At 44.8% G+C, this 22037-nt stretch carries 17 protein-coding genes; 5 read left to right on the forward strand and 12 right to left on the reverse strand.

Annotated elements, in window-relative coordinates:
- Genes N5E87_RS23225 through N5E87_RS23235 form a run of 3 tightly spaced genes read right to left on the reverse strand, consistent with a single transcriptional unit; the run spans window position 1 to window position 2931 of the window.
- Window positions 1-1152 (reverse strand): TraU family protein, encoded by a 1152-nt coding sequence (locus N5E87_RS23225; protein ID WP_279776093.1) that lies wholly within the window; start codon window positions 1150-1152, stop codon window positions 1-3.
- Window positions 1149-2387 carry a TrbC family F-type conjugative pilus assembly protein gene (locus N5E87_RS23230; RefSeq protein WP_224022278.1) on the reverse strand — a complete coding sequence of 413 codons (1239 nt, stop codon included), beginning with the start codon at window positions 2385-2387 and terminating at the stop codon, window positions 1149-1151. The genes N5E87_RS23225 and N5E87_RS23230 overlap by 4 nt, the downstream gene beginning before the upstream one ends.
- 37 nt (window positions 2388-2424) lie before the next feature.
- A complete protein-coding gene (locus tag N5E87_RS23235) occupies window positions 2425-2931 on the reverse strand; it encodes a S26 family signal peptidase (protein WP_037426844.1) in 507 nt (168 codons plus the stop codon).
- Window positions 2932-3005: 74 nt separating this feature from the next.
- Here N5E87_RS23235 and N5E87_RS23240 point away from each other — a divergent pair, with 74 nt between their 5' ends.
- Window positions 3006-3431 carry a hypothetical protein gene (locus tag N5E87_RS23240; RefSeq protein ID WP_279776094.1) on the forward strand — a complete coding sequence of 142 codons (426 nt, stop codon included), beginning with the start codon at window positions 3006-3008 and terminating at the stop codon, window positions 3429-3431.
- Between the two features lie 572 nt (window positions 3432-4003).
- Here N5E87_RS23240 and N5E87_RS23245 read toward each other — a convergent pair.
- The 6 genes from N5E87_RS23245 to N5E87_RS23270 all read right to left on the reverse strand — a co-directional run bounded on the left by N5E87_RS23245 (window position 4004) and on the right by N5E87_RS23270 (window position 12992).
- Window positions 4004-4453: an RES family NAD+ phosphorylase gene (locus N5E87_RS23245; RefSeq protein WP_279776095.1), complete on the reverse strand. Its 450-nt coding sequence runs from the start codon at window positions 4451-4453 to the stop codon at window positions 4004-4006.
- A complete protein-coding gene (locus N5E87_RS23250; RefSeq protein WP_011711549.1) occupies window positions 4450-4911 on the reverse strand; it encodes an antitoxin Xre/MbcA/ParS toxin-binding domain-containing protein in 462 nt (153 codons plus the stop codon). Before N5E87_RS23250 ends, N5E87_RS23245 begins: the two co-directional genes overlap by 4 nt.
- 135 nt (window positions 4912-5046) lie before the next feature.
- Window positions 5047-9291: an Ig-like domain-containing protein gene (locus tag N5E87_RS23255; protein ID WP_279776096.1), complete on the reverse strand. Its 4245-nt coding sequence runs from the start codon at window positions 9289-9291 to the stop codon at window positions 5047-5049.
- A 185-nt stretch (window positions 9292-9476) separates the two neighbouring features.
- Window positions 9477-10382 carry a thioredoxin fold domain-containing protein gene (locus N5E87_RS23260; protein WP_279776097.1) on the reverse strand — a complete coding sequence of 302 codons (906 nt, stop codon included), beginning with the start codon at window positions 10380-10382 and terminating at the stop codon, window positions 9477-9479.
- Between the two features lie 55 nt (window positions 10383-10437).
- Window positions 10438-12432: a helicase-related protein gene (locus N5E87_RS23265; protein ID WP_011711552.1), complete on the reverse strand. Its 1995-nt coding sequence runs from the start codon at window positions 12430-12432 to the stop codon at window positions 10438-10440.
- 68 nt (window positions 12433-12500) lie between these two features.
- On the reverse strand, window positions 12501-12992 hold the full coding sequence (locus tag N5E87_RS23270) for a hypothetical protein (protein WP_279776098.1): 492 nt from the start codon (window positions 12990-12992) through the stop codon (window positions 12501-12503).
- A gap of 138 nt (window positions 12993-13130) precedes the next feature.
- Here N5E87_RS23270 and N5E87_RS23275 point away from each other — a divergent pair, with 138 nt between their 5' ends.
- A complete protein-coding gene (locus tag N5E87_RS23275; RefSeq protein ID WP_037426869.1) occupies window positions 13131-13853 on the forward strand; it encodes an HDOD domain-containing protein in 723 nt (240 codons plus the stop codon).
- Between the two features lie 30 nt (window positions 13854-13883).
- Here N5E87_RS23275 and N5E87_RS23280 read toward each other — a convergent pair whose 3' ends face one another.
- The 3 genes from N5E87_RS23280 to N5E87_RS23290 are packed head-to-tail and all read right to left on the reverse strand — an operon-like array spanning window position 13884 to window position 18136.
- Window positions 13884-16568, reverse strand: coding sequence for a TraC family protein (locus tag N5E87_RS23280; protein WP_037426871.1), 2685 nt, complete (start codon window positions 16566-16568; stop codon window positions 13884-13886).
- Window positions 16569-16580: 12 nt separating this feature from the next.
- Window positions 16581-17309, reverse strand: coding sequence for a TraV family lipoprotein (locus tag N5E87_RS23285; protein ID WP_279776099.1), 729 nt, complete (start codon window positions 17307-17309; stop codon window positions 16581-16583).
- Window positions 17309-18136, reverse strand: coding sequence for a hypothetical protein (locus N5E87_RS23290; RefSeq protein WP_279776100.1), 828 nt, complete (start codon window positions 18134-18136; stop codon window positions 17309-17311). Before N5E87_RS23290 ends, N5E87_RS23285 begins: the two co-directional genes overlap by 1 nt.
- A 278-nt stretch (window positions 18137-18414) precedes the next feature.
- Here N5E87_RS23290 and N5E87_RS23295 point away from each other — a divergent pair, with 278 nt between their 5' ends.
- From N5E87_RS23295 to N5E87_RS23305, 3 genes are all read left to right on the forward strand, one after another.
- Window positions 18415-19677 (forward strand): PD-(D/E)XK nuclease-like domain-containing protein, encoded by a 1263-nt coding sequence (locus N5E87_RS23295; RefSeq protein ID WP_140906693.1) that lies wholly within the window; start codon window positions 18415-18417, stop codon window positions 19675-19677.
- Between the two features lie 14 nt (window positions 19678-19691).
- Window positions 19692-20039: a hypothetical protein gene (locus tag N5E87_RS23300; protein WP_279776101.1), complete on the forward strand. Its 348-nt coding sequence runs from the start codon at window positions 19692-19694 to the stop codon at window positions 20037-20039.
- 259 nt (window positions 20040-20298) lie between these two features.
- Window positions 20299-21225: an Abi family protein gene (locus tag N5E87_RS23305; protein ID WP_011711560.1), complete on the forward strand. Its 927-nt coding sequence runs from the start codon at window positions 20299-20301 to the stop codon at window positions 21223-21225.
- The last annotated feature ends 812 nt before the right edge of the window (window positions 21226-22037 follow it).

Genomic DNA, 22037 nt, shown 5'->3' on the forward strand with positions numbered 1-22037 from the left:
TTATTGAACCCTCACACAGCAATCGGTGTATCTGAAAATTGAATAAACCGCGTGTTGGTCTTTTCCATTACCAGGAGACTTTCTACCTGAACCCCACCAAATCGTAGGCCAACCGAGAGGGTGACAGCATTCATCCCATGAACCATCTAGGGTTGATTTATTTTTATCTTCGCTGTTGTCGTAATTGCCAGTTTCAGGATTTTGTAAATCCTCAATATTAAAAGCCTTCGTGGGTTTCACGGCTGATGCTGCTGCAGGATTCGCTTCAGGAGACGGAAACATCATAGAAATTTTGTACTGCGCCTTAGGGATCATTGGACTGTACTCGGCGTTACACATCGCCTCTTTACCGTAAGTTTTTCGCGCTAACCCCCTGCGATGTAGCGCAGCAAGTGAACGAGTCGTGATTAACTGGGTATTGCGGATAAAATCATTGTCGGCCCCAATAAAGCCGGTTAATGGATACAAGGGACCATCTAAACCAGCGCAGAACCACAGCGCCTCGTTAGCACTGCCGCTACTAGCAGTGATCATCCCATCGGCAACACAAATGGCGCGGCCAACAGGATTAGCAATCGGAATTGCGTCAGGAGTGAACAGAAATGATAGCGCCGAGTTTTCGTAGGTGACATCGAGAATTGACATGTACGCAATATCGAGGTCAAAGTAACCAGGGGATGTGTCGCACTCAGGCAACAAGAAAAGACCTAACATCTTAAAAACCGGATTGATGATGTAGTTGTAATGTAAGAACGATACCGTTTCGGCAGATTGAGTATCTGGGTTGGATGCCCTCCCCCGCATCGTCATGTCATTTTGTAGCAAGGTTCCACCCAGCGTTGGACTGCACCATGGCGTTGCAGAGACTTCAACTAAATGGTCAGGTGACCAGTAACCCAGAGATACCCCAAGCTCCGGCACTCCCAGAGCATCCGAGCATGAGCATAAACGACTCGAATTAGCCCCTTTAGGCACATTGTCCGAGAATCCGGCGAGGTTAAAAGGTAGCGTACATGACCAGCAAAAAGAGTTAATCAGGTTTGAGAAATAGCCAGCATCGGGGCAAACCGAGTCCGGCATACTGTTCGCACTCACATTTACGGACATCATGGAAGCCAGAAAAACAGCTACTTTTGCGAACTTCTTCATCATTTGGCGCCGCCATTTGGAGCTACTAATAGTGTCGGTAATCCCGCATTACTCAGAGTTCGTTGACCAATCTCAGTGACGCGGATTTCTCCCTTAAACAAATCAACTAATGCGGGTAAATGCTCAAGCTGAAAACGAGACACCATCGTCGGTTGCATCAAGTACAAGCGACGGCCTAGTTTTGTCTGCAACCGGTTAAATTCGGTTAAATCGCTACCGGCTGGCAGAGCTGATAGCAGCACGTAAACTTGCTTGTGATCAGTCACGGAAAGTACATCATTCATCCACGCCAGCTGACGCTCACTGGTTGGGTCAATCATGAATAAGCGGGTTTCCATTTGGAGTAATGCTGTAGGATCTACAACATCACCGGCCTTGGCAAAATACTGGCCATCCGGCGTTGTTTGGTCTTGGGTAAAGCGAACACGCGGGTCAATTTTGTAACGCACATCCTCGACTTTAAGGCTCTCTGTCAACTGAACCTCTTTACGGTTAACGAATCGGCTAACGGCCTCGTGCTTTTTCTCTTCCCAATCTACTTTTTTGAGTTTCTGTTGGATAAGTTCGAGCATGTCCATCTCAGTAATGTCGTAAGTGTCTGACAACTTCCCGAGCGAGCCGCTTTGCAACAAGCCTTCTGACTGCTTAACGAAATCTTCTAATGACTGTAGCCCTGTCGCGGTAACCACTTTGCCACCGTTGCGATACACCATTGTTGGCGCTACTTCGACTGCATAGGTATTAAACAAACGAGGGTCGATGATAACTCTTGGAGTCACATCTAAATCTGCTTCATCTATCGCTCTATGAATGGCGTTGGAGGCATCACGCAGACTTTCAGATTCATCTTTCAGGCCTCTAAATACGACTGTTGTTTTAACTTGGCTTTGAGATGCTGCTCTCAGCGCTGATTTCAGCGTGTATGCTGGCATACCGAATGAAGCGAAAATGAATACCTCTCCGTTTGCGGCTATCTCTTGCTGCACAACAGGCGTGACAGGTTCTGGCTTTGGCAGCACTTGATGCCTGATCGCATCGGCCTGCTGGGTGAGCATTTGTGCTTGTGAAATGTAAGATTGCTGCCCCCAAGCAGCGGGGAGGCCACCTTGGGGCTGCTGGGTATTGTTCTGCCTCATAGCCTCGATTTGGCTACGGACTTCATCCATCTGTCGTTTTGCATCCAGAATAAACTGCTGGTTATCGTCTGTAGCCATTGCATCGAAATAAATGGCAGACATAGTTACCGCCACAAACAAGCTAACAAGAAACTGTCTATTAGATAATGAGGTAAGCACGACCAATCACCTGCTGAGTTTTGATTGAACCAAAGAAACGACTGTCATAACTGCCAGGTTCTGTGCCTAACACAAAGATCCCGCCATTCTCTACAGTCCTAGTACCAATGAGCTTTTGCACATCGATATTCAGCGCATTCGCCGCATTGTCGATAGGTGCTGGGAACCTGTGTTTTTTGTTGGTCACACTAAACCTCCCTATTTCTACGAGGTCTCCTTCGACACCTGCCACTAACTTTATGATGTTGATCCCTGACGGAAGAATGTCGGTTTGAGGAGACATGAACATCACCAGCTCGCCGCTATTAACGTGTTTTTGTCGTGTGTCTACCACGAATACAGAACCAGGAATGCATTTATCGCTGTTGAGTACCAATATCAGTTTATAGCTATGACTAAACCACGTAGTAGCAGCTGTAATGACGGCAGCAATACAAAATGGAAGTAAATACGTGTGACGCCAGTGAGCCTTGTCGAATTTGATCATCTACACATTTCTATTGACATACAGTTCATGTATATTACTAGACAGAATGCAGTTCAGCAACAACGAGAGCGGCGATGAAATCTACTGCGAATGACTTAGAGCTAATTTTGAATCAACTAGGAATTGACCCGACAACACTGATCCCAGTGAATATTACAGGTCTTACAATTGAAGAGTTGGACCGCATTTCCGCACACGTAGAATGTGGTAAGAGTTTTGTTAATTGCTGTAGGACTCAGAGCATATTGAATGCTGACGTTATAGTGCAAGGGATCGTGATTGTCGCAATAGGTGATAATTTAATCGCGCTAGATCATCGATGGTTAAAGCGAGGCGACTACTATTTAGACCCCACATTTAGTTTATTCAACAGCACCAGCAGCCCTAATGATACCTATGTTCTTAGCTACTTTATGCAAATTGAAGTTGCAACCGCAAATGCTGCTAATGATTCAATATCCGATATTTCGATCGATTCATTAAGCAAACTAGCTCGATAATGTACAACCATCTTCCGTTTAGACCCGTTTAACCGAGGCTTCAACCACCTCGGTTTTTTTTGGGGTTGGGTTAGATTTTACGGGTATTCTGATTATCCTTTTGATAGCAACATTGTTCGATACACCTTCGCGAGCTTCACATATCCACCTGGCGGACGATTAGGTTCTTGAGAATACCCATTATTTCGGATTGCTCTCCAAGTAAGGAAAAGTCCAAAATTCACTATCGCTAAACAAACAATGGGAAGCACGATAAAAATAGTTACAAAGACGCCAACAACCGCCGATGACCCCCATGTGATGCAGCTTAGAAGGCTTCCGACAAACAGGGCGGATGCCGCGAGTATCCGGTAGGCTATTACTGCATGAAGCATCATAGAAAACCCTGCCCCAATGAAGCACAAAAAGAAGAACATTTGCATTAGGCTTATCGTAGTTTCATTCATTCAACACTCTCCAAAATCGGATTATAGTTTGGGTATCAACCGGATAATCCGGATAGCCGATTTTACTTGTCATAAATAAAATGAGAACCTGCTTAATCGAGTTGACTATGCTAGCTAATCAACAACTTAAATTAGTCTTGGATCGATTTGATATTTTAAATCAACGGCATTCTTAACCGACTCAATTACAACTGGATTGGAAGGGTTGACCAACACATTGTGCTCCAAGGGCACAATAAACGAGGGCACCATCAGTCCAGCCGCCGATTCAGACTCTATAAACGAATCTCCAAGCCCTCTGGACATGATTTCGTTATGCCACCCCTCGGCCAATTCGCTTTGTGGCAACATCATCAATTCACTTTCGGGCAATTCCAGTTCAAGCGTGACGAAGTTATCGAATCTTCGGGGTGAATTGAGATGCACTAAGACTTCTAGGATTGCTAGAGATAGTGTAGGAGAGGTATACACCATCGGTACTCCCAATGAGTTCCAGCGCCCCCCATACATTGCAGCCCCTTGTCCATTCCATGCAGAATCCACGTACTGCTTTGATACAATGCGATAGAGCTTCACATGTAAACTCCGTGCATTAATCTATTAATTAGACGAATGACATCTACTGTGCCCGACTCAGAGCCCATTAACTCAATTGGTCTTTTACCGTTCAATCCAATTGCGGGTTCATTGAGCCATTGAATAGCATCTGCCTTGTTTCCACCAAGCATCAAAGTTGCTGCTTCATACATTCGTATCATCCGTGCAAACGCTTCGCTTTCACTAGGCTTCAGTCGATGTTCTTTATCCTTTACCCGACGGGCGAAGGTTGCCCGGCTTAAACCGGCATACTGGACAAGGTTCGTAACGGGCATGGAAACGGCTTCGGCAAAGCGATTCACAACATCAATACTAAACCCATGATTAATTGCGTCACTTAGCACAGGGCCTTCGCCAGCAGGCAACCCCACTTTAGCCCAGATAGATTGATGTACTTTAGGTTTTAATCTGAACTCACGTAATTGTTGAACTGCCATATCAATGACTCCTGCATTCCAAATTTATGAATAATTATCGCACTACAAGTCTCATTTGACAAATTTTAATGTCTCACATGATAATCTAGTTATAAAAAATCCCGCAACAATAGCGGGATTCTTTATTTGAACGGTTTAATTTGTGTAATGTTTCTCAATAGAATTTGAGTAAGCGCCAGAGTCATCCACGCCTCTAGCGATAATCACAGCGCTATAACCAGTCGACTTACTTACGTAAATATAAGAGCCAATGTAGGGTGATATTTCACCGTTAATGCTCCACTCGTATTTCGCCATCTTACCATCTTCGTCAGTACATATCAGATCTAGTCGGCGAATGTTGGAATAATTGCTTTCCTTCACGTTACATTTGGGTTCTACGTTTTTGGCCACGGGGATTTCCATTTCGTACTCCCGTTGGATGTTGAATACAGATGTCATAACCGCTTTTAGTCTATGTACACCCGCTTCAACGCCACTTACCACCACCCTCAGATTGGTAGGCTCCACCAGCTTGCCATCGAGATACCAACTGACCGTATTAATGCGGTCTAATGGGTGGCCCATTTTACCCGACAAGTTTGCAATCACGGTTAGTGGCTCACGCATCATAGTGTTGCTATAACGTGGCTCAATGTTCAACTGCGGCTCCGGCGCTTGGTTGGTGCCGATGTAGCTAGAAACGACCTTAGCGTTACCACGGTTGTCAGTAATAGTCGCCTGCACATTCTCTGTACCCGCTTCTTTTACGTTGAACACTACTTGTTTGTCGGTCTTGCGCACCACCTCAAATGTCTCGGGAATTGTCCACTCAACCGAGAACGTCACTCCCGAGTAGTACGGAGGAAGGTCAGTCGGAGTGTTAATCAACATAGAGCCTGACGTCGGCGCATAGCTGCTGCTCGTCTTACTTATAATCTCAAACGATGGGAAACTATAACGCCATGTTGCTGGAGTTAAGCGCTTCAGGTTTTCTGTCTCAGTCTGATAGCCTTCGGCCCATGATCGCACTTGGATATTCACCAGTTTATTAGTGACATCTTCAGCCGTTGGCGTGTAACTGATGGACGGCGCTAACGTCTTGGTGCCGTCTGGTAATGTCCACTCAGTGATGATTGGCGTACCCGCAGCGGTATCCGCTAGCTTCGTAGTCGCTTCCAGTGTGTACGGAACGCCTTCTTCCATCGCCTTGATCACCGGCAATGCCATTCGCACAGGTTGTAAACGTGCGGCACGTACAATCTTAGTAGCCTTCGCATACCTGGCGTCGCCAGCCAAATCAGTATTCACATAAGCTGCGCGAGCATAGATGTTATAGCGAGTTTCACTGTCCATCGTTAACGTGAAACTATCATCACCTTTCACCCAGTTCACGCCATCTAACGACCATTCTACTTCGGTTGATGTCAAATCGACTGATTCATCATTATCAAGCAGCTTATATTGGCCAATCTCGCCAGCATGTAATGCACTAACACCCTCAATCTTCAGTTCTGGTTGGTCGTACACCAACACCTCTTGGAAATCGGTGGTCTGTTTAATACCGCTGTACTTGTTAGCAATCTGGGCTCTAAATTGATAGATACCTTTGTTAGATAACAGGATTTGCACAAAGTCTTTGTTAGTGGCAATTTCTTCCCATGTACCGCCACTATCTTTCGACATTTCCCAAGTCACGTCGCCTTTAGCACGACGGTCATTTAGTGTATTAGGTACGTATAGCAATTGAGCCGCGAATGGCGCTTTACCCGCCATGCGCTTTATCAGGATATCTCCGTCAATAGCCTCACCTTTATAAATCTGGAAAAATGCAGAATTACTCTTAATCGTTTTTTGGTAATCAGCCAGTTTACTGTCCACAGTCACCAGAGCCACTAAGCGAGAACTGCCGATAGAAAAGTCCTTGAATGGGATTTCCGCAGATGCCACACCTTCACTGTTAAGCTTTAATGGCTCTGTTAGGTTTTGATAGCTAGTACCTTCTTTGTTTCGCGACTCCAATGCAATGACCGCAGACCAATCACCCATAGTCTCTTTATCGTAAGTCATTTTTCGAGTTAAGAAGTCCAGAGAGCCAATACTCACTTTAGCAGTGATCGTAGACTGAGTGTTTTGAAGTACCTCGGGGGTTTCTAGCTTCGCTACAATAGTATTAGCTGGCACAGTCAGAACTTTAACCTTCTTAGTGCCTAACGCGGTTTTGTCCCCAGTGTACTGAGCTTTTAGCTCAATATCTCTTGTGGTCCACAAGGCAGATGCCCCCACACTTAAAACTTTACCAATCCGCTTTTTAGACTGAGCTGAGCCTGATTGTGTGTAAGGGTATGACACCTGAGTGCCATCACTGCTAGTGATTGAAAAAGTTAAATCACCGTTAATAAACTCAGCTGACGTGGTGGTAATCACCCCACCATCAACTGTCGTCGTAAAAATGTCAGGTTTAAATTCACGGTATTTAGCAACAGTTACTACTGGCAGCTCCGGCTCAGTCACTTTAAATGCTTGCGAACCCACAAAGCTGAGCGCTTCTGAGTTTTTTCGGTTGATCATCCAAACCTTGTACTTAGCCTCGTTAAGTGAGGATGTACTGGTCGCTTTTTGGAACGTACCCGCGAGGACTTGCTGAGAGTTAGACCATTGAGAGCCTGTGCCATCAGGGAATTGTAGCCATTCAATAAAACAGCGATAATTTAACTGACCACCAGCTTTACGTGCCTGCTCAGCTGACGCATACATGCGACAACCAACCCCCTCGGTGTTTTTGAGTGGCATAGAGACCGCTTGAACACCTCTTCGATAGGTCTGGCTTCTGTCATCTATCTGCCATTTTACTGGCATATATCGAATTGAGACTTCCTGTACTGATGTGTTACCAGCATTATCCTGGACTACCACAGATAGTAATTTATCAGTATTGGGCTCTAATGGAGTATCTGGAGTTTTGAGCATTTTTAAATACTCAATCCCTTCATCAATACCATCTCCAAGAACTGATTGGCCATCCACTGACGCAGCAATCACCTTCCCCCCACCAGACATGGAATCAACAGCCGCAACGAGAATATCATCAAAGAAATAAATAGGGTCGGCTGCGTTAACAATGCCGCCGTTAGTGTTGTAAATCCTGATAGTTGGAGGATTTCTATCGATGTTACTGGACTCACCTACGACACCTTCCCAGGTGTTGCTGTAAGCGTCCGTCAACGTCGCGTATGGGATGTAAACGCCATCTGGAAGCGAAGACAGGTCAAACTCGAATGCCCATACATCGGAATGCTGCTCAACGAGCTTAGGGCTCAGCTTAAGTTCTCCCGTAGGTAAGGTAATAACATCGGTAGAGAGAATGTCATTTCCTGCCAGGTTATAGCTTGGTTGTTTGATTGAATACTGTGGATCTGGTTTTAGCGTAATAGTCGCCTGTGGATGCCACCACGTACCGGATTTACCCGCGTGAGGGGTAGCTACTGTTAATAGCGCTTTTTCGTTATCGATAGTTAGTGTCGTGCCGTCAGCAAATGTTTTAGTGATTGGCACCTCGTTACCCGAGGCCACCGCTTGCATCATATAATCGTCGAGTGTCGCGGTCCTGAAGTCCCATGCGAGATTGTATTGCGACTGATATTGGCCATTGATGGTTTTGAAATAGCCATTATCCGAATCTACGCTCATGCTGTAGTTGGTTGAGCCCGTCGAACTGCTTGTGTCGGTAACAATAGTCGTGCCAGCTGTGGACATGGTACATGATGTGCTGCCAATCGGGATGGTACACGCCCCGAGACTCGGCGCATTAACTACTTGGGTATATGGCCTTGAATCGGTCTTAACTTGGACGGTTTTGAGGATGTTTCCCTTGCTGTTGCTGGTTACGTCCGAACCTAACTGGATACCAGTGGTTAAGTCACTTACGATTTCAACGATGTTTGGGGAAATAGCTTGCGCCGCTTCCACAGTCATCGAGCCTGTTTCAACCAGCACTTTTTCTCTGCCACTCCCAGAATAAATACTTACGGTATACCCGATGATGTTATTGCCAGAGTTATTCAAGTAACCCTGAATACCATCGCTGTAAGTGCTTAACCCTGATGGCAAGCTCCACTCCAGTAAACAGAGCATGTTACCTTGGGACTGCGTAAAGGCTTTTGCCGCCGCTACATCCGTCGTTAAGCTACAACCCGCACCGGATCCTTGAGTTGGTTTGATTTGCACCTGCTGGACGTTAGCCACCACTCCTGAAGGTGGGGTCAAGACGATTTCGGGCATTTTTGCAGACAGTTCACCAGTGATGGTTACACCGGATACAGCTAAAGCGTTAAATGACCACGCCGATTGCGCTAGTATAAGTAGCGCTATAGCGGATTTACTGAAAGTTAAGTCGCGCATTCTGAACCCAACATTTTTTTATGATTACATAGGTTATCAGAATTATATAAATGGATAAATTTATTTACCCATTTTTTGAGCAATTAATGGGAATTTTGCGATGAATTAATGCACATTAAATTAATCAAATGTGCTTATAATACCAAGGAGATCCCAATATGGGATCTCCTTATGGAGTTGGGAAATTAATTGACTGATGCGGTGAGTTGTAGCGAGTTTATGGCTTGGGAGATTGCGGCAAAGTTATTCACCACTTTGACCATTTCACCACCATTGCGATAAAACAGCGTCGGCGTACCTTGGATGCCCAGTGTACCCATGAGCTCAGAGTTTTGGATGATGGCCATCTTAGTTTCTGGGGTTGGGGTTGCAGTGGCATAAGCAGCTTTAGTTTGCTTCGCCTCTTCGTGCTTCCACACCGCGTCCTTACCGCCATCAATCATGGCTTGGATTGCTGGGACAGAGTTGGCGCTGATCCACGCTAACGGCACCAAGCGCACATCCAACTGTTTGCTTTCAATCTCGGGTTTCAAACGTGCGAGTAAGCTACTGCAAGCACTACAGAAGGGTTCAAAGAATACATAAATCGCTTTCTCAGCTGACGCTTGTTCATAGCCCAGTTGAATGTATTTCGCCGCAGTGAGACTTTGCCAATCCTGCTCAGTGTAAGTTTGCTGAGCAACAGGTGCGCGTTGTGCTCGACCTGCTTGTTGTGGCTGATTCCTATCGGCTTCGGAGATGCCCAGCGTCGTCGCCCACTGCTCCGTTAAGTTGACGCCATTCGCATCCACCAGACCACCAGCAATAACAAAGTCGCCCGTGCTCCAATAAATTTGTTTTTGGCCACTCAGATCCACCAGCCAACCCGTGATATTTTGCGAACCGTCGGTGACACTCCATTTCTGGATCACTTTGTTATTGGCGTTACTGCTTAACAAAGTTGCTAGGGCCGGAGGGCCATCTTTGGCGACACCCGTTGGTAGTGATGTTTTATAGCTGTTGAACTGGCTCACTACCCAAACGAGAAGGGCAAGAGCCAAGATAACAATAAATGCGATGAACGATTTTTTACTTAACGATTGTAGTTTCATACCTTACCCATAAACCATAAAGCTCTTGAGTTAATAAAATTGTGTTGATTCTGACCTAACTTGAGGTATCAATCAACTCAATTGCATCGTTTAAATCATCAAGATTGATTTTGTAACCGAACAAATATCGCTGATTAACTCCCGTTTGCGAGCGACCTGATTTGGTTAAATCGCCAAATCCTCTCAGTTTCATGTCCTCAATCGCTAGCGTCACGCCATGTGAAATTTGAGAAATTAATTCAAGCCTATCCTTTGATTTTGGGCTTATTTCAGGGGGTAACAGTAAATCAAAGTACCCTACCCCTCCGTGCCTTGCTAAGCGCCCTCTAAGCTGATGGAGTTGGACAAGACCTAGCCTGTCTGGATTCATCACAATGCAGTGGGTTAACCCTTTAATAGTCAGCCCAGTTTCAACTAATGTCGTCGCGACCAGCACGTTTGCATCACCCGTATTGAGCGCATCGATTGCAGCTGCATTTTCTTCGTTTGTTAGCCCTCCATGCGCCAGAACAACCCCGCTACCATCCGGTAGGACGTGGCGATTACTATGGATGAATCGGCACCATTTCTCGTATGTCTCTGTCGCATTCTGAATATCCGCAAATGCCTCACACTTGCTTTCATCTTTTAGGGCGCAAACGATCAATAACTTTTGGCCGCTTTGAAGCGTCGCTAACGCTCTTATTGCCAGGTCTCGACCTGCGTAATGCTCTAACAAACGACTCTCAATACGCTTATCTACGAAGCAATGCTTTAGCTCGTACACCTTCAGCACTCCATGTTTTAGCAAAGCCGCTGTTCGCGGTACTGGGGTTGCTGTCGATTCCAGTAAATGCGCCCCGTCAGCGCAAAACAGCTCGCGCTGTTCAACTGAAAACTTGTGCTGTTCATCCACGACGGTCAGATCAAATGTGAATGGCCACTGTTTGTGTAAAATCGCCGTGGTACCAATCAACATTCGACATTGGGAAATCTCTTCAATGATCTCCCCTTCAATGACTAACGTCGGGCTGATGTCAGGGTAATACTCAGAGAACTCTCTATGTAACTGACGCGCTAAATTCGAAGTAGGCAGCATAATGGCCACTCGCCCACCGGCATCCACAACTGAGGCGGCACAGGTGCCAATCACACAGCTTTTTCCGGTGCCAACGTCACCAATTAACATCATGTGTTGAGATACTGCCGAGGTCATTTGCGTGACCATACTAAATGCCGCGGATTTTTGTTCCTCGGTCATTTGGAATGGTAACGATTTAATGCGGTTATCTATCGCCTCTGACTCAAAATGCAACGGGACACGCTTTACTCCCCACTGTGACGCCAATTCCTTTGCCTCCGCACCAATGAGGACTGCTGCTAACTTACTGACTTGCCGAATCCGTGCGTAACCTCGTTGAACACAATCGGGGAAATGGATCTCCTGTAACATCTGCTCGATGTTGTCACTCGGGGCTGCACCCAGAAATTGCTTTAGTCGTTTGTTACTTACAGTGGTAGCTGAAAGCAGCTCTCTAATCTTGTCAGCACATTCCTTGATAACATCACGTTCTGACAGTAAGCGGCTGAGAAAATCGATTACATTGGGTTCCGCTTTGCTCCTTCCCTTGGCCAGTTCATAGCACACATGCAACCGCCCTAAATCATCGGGGGCAATAAACTCCTGATTTTTTAAGATCAGTTGTTGGTTTTGATATTCCGGTAAGCCATAGACATAGATAGGGTGATGCTGATTAGCCATCGCGAGCCCGTTGCTCAACGACTTTAGGTTTTCAGCTGTGTCGTAAACGAAGGTTTTAAGTCGAAACCCCAGTTGGTCTGTCAGCTCAACAATGATGAAGGGACTGCGTTTTTTAGTGCGTCCTAACTTGATGTCAGATACAGAGTGAATATGACCGCCGAAAAGTGTCATCCCAGAGAAGCGTTGATAGGGATTCAAGTCATATTGAACAAGGCGTAAATCTTTGTATTGCAGAGGCATGACAAGTCCAACTTGCCATAACTCAGTTATGCCAAACTTGGATAACTGCTCTAAAGACGTGTCTGTCATGCCCCAATCCGATTCGTGTTCTATGTCTCCATTAGATCACGCTTCTTGATTGAGGCAAATTTTGAGAATTAGCGGTTGGGACTAGCACACTGAACGAAATCTTGGAATCCCCTTTTCGTCGGCTGCGCTTCTCTTTCGTCACAGCGTCCTAGGAACTCGATTGGCTTATTAATAACCCCCATACACGAGGCCAACGTCCAGTAGCTCCCAAACGATGCGCTATGACCCGATTGATAGTTGTTATATGCCGTGTGAATTAATCGACGAGTAATTTCAACAGGGATCTGATTGCTACCCTCGGTGTACTCTTTAGCAATATAATAATCAATAATCACCCCTTCTGGATTGACTTCGCTTTCTGCGTACTTAGGTGCCTCTAAACTGCCTGGGATCCATTTAGCCCCAGTCTCATAACCATGTGCGTAATAGCGAAACTGGGCCATAGCAACAGCACAGCTTTCAGCCTCATTAGGCGCGGGTGATGCGAATGCTGGCGCCGTGAACGAATAAAAAACAGCCAACATCAAACCTAACACCATACAATTTATATTTCTCAACATGCGACCCCCATAGTTAAAGTAGTTTATACTAATTAATTTTTTTGTACGGCATAGATACTGATGTACGATTACACTCAATCAGGTGTTTCATGATACTCTTCAGTCTAAGCGTCTAAGCTGTTAATTAATGGATGATTTATGGCTAACTACACCATATCGGCTAAATCAATAACTGACGCAACCCAAAGCGCTCAGTTTGATTTACTTATCAAAAATGTCCCCGTACCGGAGATCAGGGAAATTTTGAAGCACGACGATCCCATTAATGAACTTTACCGACTTGTTGGTAATGATGCTGCTCTCGCTGCGTTGTTCCTTCGTGTAGCCAATTCAGCTGCATTACCCGTCATTAAAAACTTTGATGATTTAAAACGTGCAATCACCAAACTAGGAACGCTCAGAAGTGTCAATCTGATCATTACCTACATGCTAAGACAACTGTTGCCTAGCTCCGCTTATGACGTCAGTACTCAACTCATAAACTATTCAATCGACACCGCCATCGCACTCGACTACATTCAGCGCAAACCCAGTTCGTATATCACAGGCATTGCGTTATTCGGTGGATCTATGCTGGTAGCTGGTTACGCTGATCACATGGGTATTAATGTCACAATTGGTGAATGCACAGCACTCAACCAAGAACTACTTCCTGTGTTCATTCGACACTGGTCATTCCCTGAAGAAACACTGCAAGCAATAGAGCTGTATCTTGCCAATGAACATTCGAGTATCACATTAGCGATTTCCGCTGTTGCCCATAAACATCTGTTATCCCCCTTCCCTGGGGTAGATTCGAGCCTCCCTGAGAGACAGCTTGAAGAAGTTGTTTCCAGTATCAACGCTAATCCATTCTTTTAAGTAAGAACGCGAGGCCTGCGAGCAGCAGGCCTAAGATTCATTTTCGGCGTCGAATCGACGTCGCCATGTCCCGACTAGATCTTTTCCTTCCCTTTCAGCAATCATCTGGCAAGCAGTAAACATATCGACCCCATTGTCTTTCATCATGATTTCAATCTGTTTTTTCTCGTCTGGAGCGGTAGAGTAAGTCAGTGCTTTAGCCCTTGGCAGATATAGCCTGCCTACAGATTTTGTGCCGCCACTGCATAACAGAACTTCACTGAAAAACGGCCTAACAGTCTTGATATTCCTCAGTAAAAGGTAATCCTGCTCAATGAACTTACCCTCTTTATTGAGTCGGGCCAGTTCCTCTCCGTTTTGCATGAGGTAGAATAAGTGAGCCGAGTTACTGGCCATCGCGATACCCGCAGGCGACTCGTTGGCATCCTTCATCGATTGCGAAATACACACACCCAGGCTGTTGTACTTACGGAAACGACGCCAACCAGATTCGAGGAATTTTGCCAGAGTTTGAAGAACCTGACGGGTCTGCTCATCTACACCCTTGTTTTCCTTTAAGAACTCCCACGCTTCATCGAGAATAAAGGCTTTCACAATATGCAGTTGATCATGCCTAAACATTTCCTGCTGAATACGTTGAATACACAGCATGATACACACCGCTTTGAGCTGGTCTGAACCGTTAAGTCCGTCTAGCTCTAACACCACTAAATCCTTCTCAAACTGAATGGGCGGCTTGCTAGGGTTGAACATCCAACTGTTTTGGCCACCGCGTAAGTAACACCAAGGAGTCAATTGGTCGCTGATTTGTTGAACTTCTTCTCGGGGATGTTTGGCACAAGCATCAGCGAAATCGTCAATACTGGTTTCCCTACCCTTCTCGTTCCACAGTTGCATGAGCAATACTGACATTGCAGAGTATTGATAGCTGTTACAGTCTCCAAGTGGGAAAGCCATCAACTTCAGGATGTTCAACAGCATTTCACCTTGAGCGCCTAAATAGTTGTTAGCGTCACTATCTACAACGCCTTCATCAGTATCTTTTTGAGATTCGTCGATACTCTTAAAAGGACATAGGTTAAACGCAAAGCGGTTGTCCGGAATAACCTCTACGAACTGTCCTGCGTACAACTCTGTTGTTTTAACGTATGAGCGACCTGAGTCGATGATGAATACGCGGCCACCATCAGGATCACCGTGGATATTACCAAGTGCATCTGGATAACGGTTTTCTCCGGTTGAAAGTAGACCTTCAATCAAATAGTTAGCAGAGACCGACTTCCCAGCGCCAGAGGTTGCGGTTATAAAGATGTTGTAATTGGAGTCTGACTTTAATGGGTCAAAGGTGATTAACTGACCATCACGGGCAATGTATGTCAGCACAGGGTGTCGAACTGCGTTTCCTGGCCACGATGCCACCATAGGAACGAAGAACTTGACCAAGTTACTAGGGAGAAAGTCAAAGCGTTCAATGAAACTACTGACTTCACTTGAGGTACACATTGGCAGACCATTTAGCCAAGTGAAACGGCCAATCAAGCTATCCACGCCAGCTGACCAACTAAAGCCTTCCATGCGCGTGATTAGTTTTTTAGTGCAGTTCTTAACTGACTTTAAAGTCGGTCCCCACATTTGAAAGTTTAAATGAAAGCGGCAATGCTGAGCCTTTTCTCGCTCTAGATAATGCTCGTAGTATTCAAAATCTTGCAGGCCGTATTTCAAAGACGAAATCCAACGAGCCCACGGACCTTCACCTATCTGTTTGGCCATTAGGCGGCGCTTGGAGTAATCCTTAGCGACTTTCTTAGGGCTCATTTCAACAACAAGGTTGATCATGAAATTGCCGGGAATAGCTCCATCATCCCCTTTCAACCAATCGCCAGTCATTAAATGTAACGTGCCTTGGTAAATGGAATCTGGGAACTCTTTAATGCTCACACTTTGAATAAATCGTGTAGAACCATCTTCCGCTTTAATCGCCATATAATCAGAACCATCGACTTTGACCTCAGTGCCAGGTTCAAGCAACTGCGCACGGATGGGCTGAGTAGAACGGTAACAGCCTTGTCTACCATCTACTTTAATTCCACGGCGCCAAACTGCATTCGGGGATGGGTTGTGGATCATCTGCAATCGGTTAATTAGGATCTCAGGTTGCATTTTGGTCGCTACACCAAAGATTTGTTGTAATGACGCTTCATGGTTGTTAGCCATATCTACAAAATCTTCGACTTCCTCTGTAGTCGGCATGGCTTTCTTGATAGGCACCTTGATTGAGGCCCATACCTCGAAGTTGCGAAGCGGTACACCTTCCATATCTCGCGAAGGGATTGAGGTATCAGCAAGCGCTTTATAATAATCAACCATGTATTCGGTCATATTGTCATTATCAATGACCGTATCGAACCGATTACGCTTGCCACGGCAATGTCGGTAATTGTCTAACACTGTTACTAAGTCGTCTGAAGCCACTAGCGAGAATTGCAGCACAGTCCCTTCTGGATAGACTTTTTTGAAAATCGAATCCAGCGTGGAAATCGTACTCGCACCATAACCACCTGACGGTGGGCATAGCCACGTTACGCCAAGGTAACCCCCTTCTAGGATGTAACCAAGATGTTCCCCTTCCTCACTCACAAATTCATCTAAGATTGGGATGATTGAGGAATATTTCTCAATGCCTAGACTATTTTTCCAGTTATTTACAGTTGTCATTTCGCACCCGTGTTAATTGCCGTTAGCGCGTAACGCTTCTTGAACAGCTTTTGGCCCTTGATCCAAAGTGGCCTTTGCCGCTTCTAGGTCAGCATTGAAATTATTACGCCCAGGTTTACCTGTCTTAATGCCAACTCCGTTAATTTCGCTTGGGTTACCCCTTCGCTCTTCTTCAATGGATTGCTGACGAATATAAAGCGGAGTGATTTGAGCAGGCATGTTGAATGCTTCACGGCCATAGGTGTATTTACGGGTTTCAATTTCGGTATAGACATAACCGACGTTCTGTAAACGGCCTTTGTCGTCTTGCCATGGAGCAAATGCAACACGAAGCATTTTGGGCGCCTGCCGAACAGCGATAGGCTCTGGTGCGGGTAATGCACGGTTGTTATCAGCCGTAAACATGTAAGCATTACTGACTTCATTCAGGGTGATTGGTTGGCCGTTAGCGTCCAAGCCATAGCCGGCCATGGCGCCGGAGTTAGCCACTGACTTTTTAGGTACTTTACAGTCTGGGCAATCTTCATCGCTTTCAGCTGCTCGCCGCGCTTTTTCTGCCTCAATGCCGCCAGGTGTATCAGCCAGTTTCAGAATTTCTCGAGTGGTGGTACAGGGTAATCCGCTGTTTTGAGTGTTTACACAAACCGTAGGCTCCTCACCCGTTTCGAACATCGATTGACATCCAAAAATAGTTGCCAAACTAACAGCGACCATGCCTAATTTTAATGCTCGAGTAATCATTATTTCTCCGTTTGGGAAATGAAATCAGTTAATGAATCGGGTAATCCGACGTTGTGCAGTCCGTGTCCGTTAACGAAATAGGGTAAACGACGGATCTGTAGAAATTGAGTAACCCCAATCGTGGTGGATAGCTTTTTAATGTCGCAGTTTTCGAGGGTTTCCGGGGCTGTGGTGAAATCACTGTTAACTAGCAAACGTAGGGATTCACTTTGGTCTTTGGCGCACCACAGCTCCCTCGCTCTAATCGCAGCCTCTTTACCATTCACTAATGGGGTAAGCAGTAACGCGATTTGCTTATCTTTAATCGAAAGGAGCTTATTGAATAGGTCAGCGTTTAACTTCGATAAAGGGTCCACAAATACAACTAGATCGGGCTCTGTTTTTGCTAAATCACCAATGTAATATGCAGCCATATCCTTAACAGAAACCCCTAAGACCTTATCAATCTTGGCAAGCCATGCCGCCTTTGCGTTGGCTTCAGTTGCTATAGGTGAACTGTTCCAGCCATCGAATACCTCGCCGCCTTTAACGAGAATCCTGCCATCCGTGGAGGCGAGCACTTGAGTACCATCTCGAGACACCATCATCACCATACCTTTCACGGGAAGCGCTTGAGACCATACGATGTCGTTTAACATCGAGAAAGCATTCTTGATAAGCTCCTTACCCTCACTTTCCGGCATTTTCTCTGGCTGTGTTTGTGCCTGCTTAGCTGATTTGTTTGCCTCTAACAAAGCATCTAAGCCACTGTTGGCCATAGCCAGCGGATGACACAAACCAAGCGATACTGCTAACGCAATTTTGGTTACCTTTCTTTTGATACTCATAGCACTTATAACCTAAAAAGTGTGTTGCATATTTCAGCAGTTTTGCCGCCACAAGTCAATTTTCAAGTCATTTTTCGTGAATTTCTTGTGCATTAAAATTTGATTGGTATGATGCAGTCATTATTAAAACAACTAGAACTTATAGCTAATAGCTAAAAGCTCACTCCAATAGCCCGCTCTTGCGGGCATTTTTTTGCTCCATTTCTAGAAATTTGCCTCAATAGGAAGCCGTGTAATGATGGTTTCAATTGAAGAGTTAGATTTTTGGAGTGAGTATCATGAGTTCATTTGATTTTGATTTAGATGCGTTAAATTCTGCTATGAACGCATTTTTTGACCCTGCCAGCGTGAGCATGGTTACCATCACCTGCCAGCAAACCTCAAGCATCATCCCTGCAAGCCTGACGCATTTAGTCAAGCCTGGTTATGTGGACGGCAAACCACAATTCTTATCTGACACCGGTGAACTTATCGAAGGTGTTTACTCAGACATTCCAAACGATGTGTATCACTCATTAGATGCCATTAGCTCAAGTCAGGTTAAGTGCTATGCAGATAGCCCAATGAAATACGAACAAGCGTATATCAACGGTAAAGGTAAACAGTTCAGCGCCAAATCCCGCGAGTCCGGTGTTCTAAGCCACGAATTAACACTAGAGGGAGCCGATGTATTTAATGCTCGCAGATTTGCCCTGCTCGACTCAGAGCAATTCCCAGATGATCCAAAGTCATTAACCGAGCTTAAAGATGCCTGCACAGCCAACAAACTAACAACCAGCGGCACCATTGCTGAATTAATCAAACGCCTTGAGCAAGCCAACGCTCCGCAAAAACCGTTTGAGTCACGTCAATTGGAGTGGATCAAAGCGAACATTGGTGACGAGTGTTTTGCGTTATGTGATACAGAACTACAGTCAGCGGTGACCTGTGCAGCAATCATTAAATTACTTCAGGATAATCAACATATCGCGATGAAGGCGCTTAAGCTGCCAGTGTCAAAGGAGATGTTTGATAGCGTTATAGGACTCAATCAAGCCATTGAACGCAACGCTCACGCGAACAAATTTTTAAATCGTAAAAACGGTATGGCGGAAGTCGCATTCTTTACAAGAGATCCTGAGACCGGATTGATGCTTAAGTGCAAAGTGGATTGGTTAACAGCCGTTAAAAATTTTATTGTTCCTTGCGATTTGAAAACCACGCGCAGTGCTAACCCAGCGTTAGCGGCCTACCAGTTCGCAGACTTACGTTACGATTTGCAAGCTGTGTTTTACTTAAAAGTGATTAAGCCACATTTGAATGAAACCGAGTATGCAGAGCGTCTATTCCCACTCATTACCGTTGAAACGGGTGATTGTGCAATTTGTGAAGTGTTTGAGCTTCACGATGATGATTGGGCTATCGCTGAGCAAGATCTGCCAATCATTCTTGATAATATGAAAAATAGCATTAAGAAAAACGAGTACCGAGGCTACACCGAACAAGGTAAGTCTGTTATCAAATTGGCAAGACGCAAATCTTCTCTGGCTGCAACTCGATAGGGTGGTGAAGGAATATGAATCTGCAACTCAAAGCACTTAAGGCTATTTACGACAAAAAACCTCACTTGGTGGCCAAGTACATCTCAGCAGGGCTCACCGGTAATCTATTGAACTTCAAAGATGGTCTTTTGCTGCGTGCGGCAATTACATCAAATCAGCCTGAGCTTGCTAAGGCGATACTAAATGCCAGTGCAAACGGGTTTGTGCTAAAAGGGGAGGCTTATGCAGCAGCGTTTAAGCAAAACAATCCAGCATTGATTGAAATAATGCGGGACTGGGCGGAACGAAATCCGTCAGAGCTTAACACTATACCTGGGCTGGGCAGAAAACTCAGGCTTGATTCGGTGGAATCAGAGGTTTAAAAGTGAAAAATACAATTTATTATCAGTAACTTATTCACAGTTTCAGCTGGTGCAGATATATAGATTAAATCCAACATTGTAGACTTGAAAAGATTTTTAGGCTTCCTGAAATTGAAAACCCCAGCTCAAGGCTGGGGCAAATTCTTTAGGTCTTTACGCAAGGTCTTGGATATAATCCTTAGAGCCAGACGTCAACCTGACAAAAATTATATTTAATACTGACGCCGACGTCAACAACGAAGTTCGAGAGCAACGATAAATGCCACATACAATTAGCTATAAGGAAATTATAGAAGATTTTATTACAGAAGAACGTCTAAGAAGTTATAAGGTCACGTTTAAAACTCAAAGCGATATTGAATTGCTCGGGGCTTACTTATGGAACACCCACGTTTGTTCTGCTATATACCCTTTGCTTAGTGCCACAGAAGTGGCGCTACGCAACGCAATTGACTCTGCACTAACTTCTTCGGATTTAGGTTACTTTTGGTGGAAGAAGAACAAACTCCATTTTAAAAGTTTCGACCCAGAACAGCCTGATAAGAATCCTCCATTTGAAGTCGAAGCTATCAGAAAAAACTTCTCTAAGGCTACAAAGCAAGTTCAACAAGACAAAAAGAAACGTTATAACATTGCCAATCCAACTCCGATGCATCAAGAGATAATAGCAAAAACTGAATTTTCCACATGGGAGTACATTCTTAGTAAAGAGTTCATGGGGCCAGGTTTGATTTGGCCAACTCACCTAGGTACCGTTTTCAAAGGAGAATGGAACACAACTAAGACCAAAGAGCTGCTAATCAATACAAAAGATCTAGTCAAAACCGTAAGAGAATTCCGAAACAGGGTTTCCCATCACGAACCCGTGTGGAAAAAATATGGTGTAGAGACTGAAATTGATGCTATCGAACATTTGCGCGATAAAATAAGCAAAATTTTGCAACTTTTGGAATTAGTATCCCCGGAAAAAAAGCGTCTTCTGGAAAAGAACAAAATTATCGAGAGAGCTTACCGTGCATGTACATTGGGTGAATTGAGACGATTCCAACACAATATTGCTACACACAATGTAAAGTCTATTTCTAAACTTTGCCGATTAGTGCAAAGCGCACATGATGCTAACTCAGTCGAGAAGATTCAAGTCTATGAAATGGGAAAAATTAGTTTTTTGATTCACCCAAACTAGGGTGTCAAAGCAATTCACCCCAAAATCCGCAAACGTCGAAAGAACGAATTACACAAATAAAATCGGAAGCTAGTCGATAGCAATGCGGTCATCTTCGTTGGTAACGTCAATTCCCTTTCGATGTTCAAAACCAAGCTGGCCAAATCAGCGTTGGATGCAGGCAGGTGGATGTTGAAAACAATGATGGAATACAAATGCGCTCACGCAGGTGTTGTTTTTGAAGAGGTCAACGAAAGTTACACAACCCAAACTTGTTCGTGCTGTAGGGAAATCCCCGCAAGTAGTCCGAAACAGCCAAGAACATGCTTACTGTCGGGTATAATCGTCTAGCGGTAGGAATGCCCGCCCTAAAAGGCGGAGAGGATACCAACAATAACACACCATAATTTACGGAATTGAATAACAAACTCTCATCTCAATAATCCACATAGGGTACATCACCCATTACAGCGCAATCATTTGAAGTAAGTTCCTGTAAAGTATGTAAGCGCTAGACAGTATTAATCTGTGCTTGATTCGGTGGAATCACGGGCTTAATAATCGAAAATTTCCTTTATCTTCAACATTTTACCATTAAAATGCTTGGTGCAGATATTTTCGTTCCATCTAAAAGCAGCACCAAGCTATAACCTCGTTAAATTATTGTTTTTATGCTAAAAAACTCAGAATTTAACGCTTGATTCCACCGAATCACTCCATAAAAAAACCAGCATCTCTGCTGGCTTTACTTTCTTAATTGGCTGTTTGTCTCATTTTCGCGCTACAACGATTTAGTTCTTCCAGTTCATAGAACTTCATTGCAGGAAGTCTGA

The sequence above is a fragment of the Shewanella sp. GD03713 genome, from assembly GCF_029843705.1.
Lineage (GTDB): Bacteria > Pseudomonadota > Gammaproteobacteria > Enterobacterales > Shewanellaceae > Shewanella.